General features: G+C 41.7%; 4 protein-coding genes. All 4 read left to right on the top strand.

Going from position 1 to position 2,754, the window contains the following annotated elements:
- A partial coding sequence (locus AB4653_RS03090; RefSeq protein ID WP_372103309.1) for a tetratricopeptide repeat protein occupies positions 1-790 on the top strand: 790 nt, incomplete at its 5' end.
- Positions 787-1,323, top strand: a complete 537-nt coding sequence (locus AB4653_RS03085; RefSeq protein WP_009845557.1) for a TadE/TadG family type IV pilus assembly protein — start codon at positions 787-789, stop codon at positions 1,321-1,323. The genes AB4653_RS03090 and AB4653_RS03085, both read left to right, overlap by 4 nt.
- Positions 1,313-1,897, top strand: coding sequence for a tight adherence pilus pseudopilin TadF (gene tadF, locus AB4653_RS03080; RefSeq protein ID WP_009845556.1), 585 nt, complete (start codon positions 1,313-1,315; stop codon positions 1,895-1,897). The genes AB4653_RS03085 and tadF overlap by 11 nt, the downstream gene beginning before the upstream one ends.
- Before the next feature lies 1 nt (position 1,898).
- Positions 1,899-2,754 (top strand): vWA domain-containing protein (locus AB4653_RS03075; protein ID WP_372103306.1); only part of this gene is annotated, 856 nt, incomplete at its 3' end.

Below are 2,754 nucleotides of genomic sequence, written 5' to 3'. Positions count from 1 at the left end.
GGATGAAGGTGGCAAAGAGTATGAGTATCAACTTTTAACTGGAAAAATATTGGCTCAGCAAAAGCGATTTGCCCAAGCGATCGAACATTTTGAGGAAAGTAGAAAACAAGGGGCTTCAGACAGGGAGGCTGGCAACAATATCGCAGTCGTCAAAATAATGCAGTCTGATTATTTGGGTGCAACAGACATTTTATATGACCTTTACCTTTCGAATCCGAATGATCAGAGAGTGAGCTCTAACTTGATTCTCTCTTCGGTTAAATCTCAGCGACCGGATATCGCGCTAGAGGTTTTGAAGCATTCGAATAGCGATGAGCAAGCTCACAAACAGTTGTCTGCATTAATGAGGTCAATATCTAAAAGCAAAGGGAAGAAGGCCGTGACACAGTCAACGATAGAAATGGAACAACACTTTATTGGCTCTCAAGCTAATTCAGGGGGCTTTGTAGCCCCGACGTCTCGCGTAAGTAAATTGGATGCTACCACAGAGTTTCAAGCATCTAGACACAGTGTCGATGGTTCTGTACTTGACCCAAGAAAACTTAAGCCCGGGGCAAAACCCATTTATCGTGTGCAAGTATTGGCGACGTATACGGCGATCCCCTCTGACTTTTTGAACTATTTGAAAACCAACTACGGCTCTGTTTATTCGTATACACATGGTTTATGGAAGCGTTACTGCATTGGTGACTTTAATGACTTAGATGAAGCGAAAGCGTTTTTAAACAGTATCGATATCAAGGGAGCATTCGTTGTTGATTACACTAAGAAAAGGTATGTCCGACTATGAGAAGGTTTAAGCGAAAGCAAAAGGGGTCATTGACGGTTGAAGTCGCTATGGGGATTCCGATTTTTCTGGCTATTGCCTTTGGCTGGGTAGAGATCTGTATTTTGACATTCTCAATGAGCATGACAGACCATGCTTTGACCACAGCGGTAATGCGTACCAAAAAAGCGGGCGACTCAAGCAGTAGCAATTCCATCAACTACGGCCAAATGATCAATGATGAGTTAACTAAAGCTGGCGGGGCATTATGGAGTAATGTAGTCAAAGAGGGGAGTGTAGTTATTCATGTTAACTACTTTCGTGACTACGAAGGCTTTCTCAAATGTACGGATACTTACGCTTCTACAGATGAGTGCCCAGATAAGAAAGATGAACCCGAAGACATGGCATTAGCTGTCTATGCTTTAGAGTATACCTACGACCCGATTGTATCCATTTGGTTTCCAGATATTGCTATTAAACGTGAAGTCATCACTATCCAAGAATATGAAAGATGTTCGTTCAAAATTGGTCAGGGGGCAGGTTGTGCAAGCTAAACAAAAAGGCGCATTTGCTGTTGAATTGGCGATGGTATTAGTTTTTGCTTCAGGGATCTTCGTTGCCGTAGTCAATCATATGCTAGCTATTAATAAGAAGGGCCAACTCGACAGAGCTTCTTATTCATTGACCACTATCTTTGCTGAACGAAAACAATTGTTTAATGCCAACATGGATATATGTGCGGGTGACTGTAGAAAGACAGAACACAACGCGTTTGTGATTGCTTCTGCTTCGATGAAACGAATGATTCCAAACTTTGATAAAACCAAGTTTGGGATGCGCATCGACGAAATAAGGCTTGAAGAAACCGCTTTATCTGGAGGTAGAGTGAATTACCGAAGGGTTCAAAAAACTCTAACCAAAGGGAGCATTCATGGGTGTGACTTTCCTGATATGAGCGATATAACTAAGCAAAAAGCGATAGAAATACTGCCAATCACATCACGAGGTCGCAGATTACCCATGTATCAGGTTTCATTATGTTATGAAACACCAATCAATGTGCTTGGTGTTGCTAACGGTGAAGTCTTTCGCCTTGTAAGTACATCTTATTCATTTGCGAGGGTTTGAGGTGAAATCGATAAAGAAAAACCGAGGTGTCGCAGGTATTTTGTTCGTTGGTCTCTTACCAGCGATGGTTATTTTTATGGCGTTTTCGATGCAAATGTCGCAACAGATGTTGGCTCACTCTCGGTTATTAGAAGCTGCAGAGGTTGCGAGCCTCGCACTTATTGCAAGCCCTAAAGAGGATGAAGATAAAAACGTAAAGTATGCACGTTACTTGGTTGATAGATACATTTTAGACAATTCAGAGGATGTGGATGTCGCCGTATTTACCCGTAAATGTGAATATAAAGATGGTTGTGTTCAAGCTAGCGGCGAATTAGCGCCATTTAGTGACTTTGTCGTTAGTGCTACCGCCAAATATACATCATGGATTTCGTATGAAGATGTCGATTTAGAACCTGAATTTACGGTTAGTGGACGAGCGGTCACGCGAAAGTATCTTCCTCAATCTGTCGACGTTTACTTCATCGGTGACTTTAGTGGTTCTATGGGTAACTCGTGGAAGAACGGAAAAATGAAGTTAGACGTTGTAAAAGAAACCATTAAACGAGTTGTTGATGACATCGAAAAATTTAATACGGAAGAAAAGAGTCGAGTCGCCTTACTTGGTTACAACCCGTTTCATGTTAAGCAGACCGATAAAACTGTAAGAGTTAACGCTTATGGCTATTACGGTTCATGGAGAAAAAAATACGCTTACAATTACGCTCGTTCCTCGCCAGGAACAACGGTTAGGCGAATGTTTGACAAACCCAAACTGTATAACGAAATACTCGAGCCAAAGAGGGGTATGAGTCGATACGAGGTTGAACGTCTCCATACCCACAACGTTAATTTTGCTAAGTATTATAAGTTTTATG

The organism is Vibrio sp. 10N.222.48.A3 (assembly GCF_041475345.1).
Taxonomy (GTDB): domain Bacteria; phylum Pseudomonadota; class Gammaproteobacteria; order Enterobacterales; family Vibrionaceae; genus Vibrio; species Vibrio tasmaniensis_A.
The sequence above is the reverse complement of the archived record's forward strand: the minus strand, read 5'-3'. Positions and strand labels throughout refer to the sequence as shown.